The sequence below is a fragment of the Paenarthrobacter sp. CM16 genome, from assembly GCF_013179505.1.
Taxonomy (GTDB): domain Bacteria; phylum Actinomycetota; class Actinomycetes; order Actinomycetales; family Micrococcaceae; genus Arthrobacter.
In genome coordinates this window covers 1-1,626 of sequence record NZ_JABMCX010000512.1, presented here as the reverse complement: position 1 = coordinate 1,626, position 1,626 = coordinate 1, and the positions used below count along the sequence as shown (strand labels likewise).

At 59.3% G+C, this 1,626-nt stretch carries 2 protein-coding genes; both read right to left on the bottom strand.

The genetic code is table 11. The features are described 5' to 3' along the window. Nucleotides 1-453 (bottom strand): hypothetical protein (locus tag HP499_RS24020; RefSeq protein WP_172326536.1); only part of this gene is annotated, 453 nt, incomplete at its 3' end. A gap of 377 nt (nt 454-830) precedes the next feature. Continuing rightward, nucleotides 831-1,626 (bottom strand): hypothetical protein (locus HP499_RS24945; RefSeq protein WP_216660282.1); only part of this gene is annotated, 796 nt, incomplete at its 5' end.

Sequence of the window (1,626 nt, the reverse complement as noted above, 5' to 3'; positions counted from 1 at the left end):
GGCTTGCTTGATTTCGTGATCGGTGAACTTTTTCCCGTAGAAACTTCCGTACTTGCTGTTGGGAAAGCCGCTGATATTTGGCGCTGTCGTTCCGTGGAGGCGTTCCTCATAAAGCCACTGGAGTAAAGCCTCGCGGACTGCCGTGGCCCGCCGACGAGGGTCATTGATGAACGTACTGAATTCTTCAGCGAAGTCAGCACCCCGTTGGGTGATTGTCACATCGCTCGGGTTTCCGGAGGTCTTCTCGTAGAAAATCCATCCCTTGTCCAGAAGGGCCTCAAGATCAGAGCCGAAAGAGCGCCGGTCTACCCCGAAGGTTTCCGCTTCCCGGTACATGAGTGCGGTGTCTGCCGACCGGTGGCGATTATCGTTGGCTAGCTCGTTGATACTCAGTAGGAGATAAGACTTCCGCAGCGCCGACGGAGACGTAAGCTCAGCTTCAAAATTGACCATCTGACGATGCTAACAGCGACCGTACTGGTGCCATTCACGTGGGCCCTCGAAGTCGTTCTGATGTGGAGCCAGAACGTGGATCTTGGCCGACCGGGGGTACTACCTCGCGTCCTCATCCGGCCTACTCGGTTGATTTGAGCCTTGCCGCCTCGGGTCAAGTTGGGAAGTTTCCAGGATGCGGCCCGATGCGCCGCCATTGATTGACATGCAGTAGCGCAGCGACAGCGCATTGCTACGCCAGGCAGCAACGCACAGCAACCGATTGCAGAACAGCGATAGCAGTACACCGCCCACCTCGTTTTGCTGTACGAGCTGATCCCAGCCGTTGATGACCCTGCCCTCTAATGCCGGACTGTTGCTGTTCCGAGAGCGAACGGTCATGTATGAGGCTCTTGCGCCTTCAACCGGAAGCGACGAGGGCGGTTCCACAATCGACCAGGGTGTCTAGCGATCAGTTGGGACTCAAGCACCAATGCCTCTGCCCTTGTCGACACAGTCTGCCAGCGAACTTCCAGATGCGCGTGGTCGATCGCAGAGCGGGCAGCCGCCGTTGCGCGCATCGGGCGACCTGCGAGGGCCTCGTAGAGGCGTGCTTGAAGCCATACTGGGTCGGCCAGTGCTCGGTCCATCGCGTGCTCACCAAGACCGGATGTCGCTCCCCGCCCGCTCGCATAAATGGAGAGCCGACCGCGGACCCCCGTGCCCTTACGTTCCCCCGCCATCCCTATGTACACCGGGCCGGCTTCCGGCTCGTCGCCCTTACGGAACATATACACACCAGGGAACAGCGGGGCGAGCGGCAGCGCCAGACTGAAAGGCACCCACTCTGACCAGATCCTGTGCCCTGCATCGGTCGTCGGCAGCTGGTGATCCACAGCTTCGGAAGGGGGAGTGTGAGCCAGTGGAGCATCCTTCCGCACGACGACGCGCCGGCCATATTCGGCCGCCAACTGTTCAACATACCAATTAGCAAGATACCACCGGCCGTTCTTCTTGTTGGGGATTTGAATGGCCCCTGGAGGTCTTTCTGCACGCAGCCGATTGCGCAGCTCCAGGCCGGTGATGCTCAGGATACCGGCGGCTTCGTTTGCCGTGATGCTGTAGACGTCCATCGATCCATCTTTCCAGCCCCGTGGGTCATTGCCAGACAGGGATGACGGGCTATCGGCATAG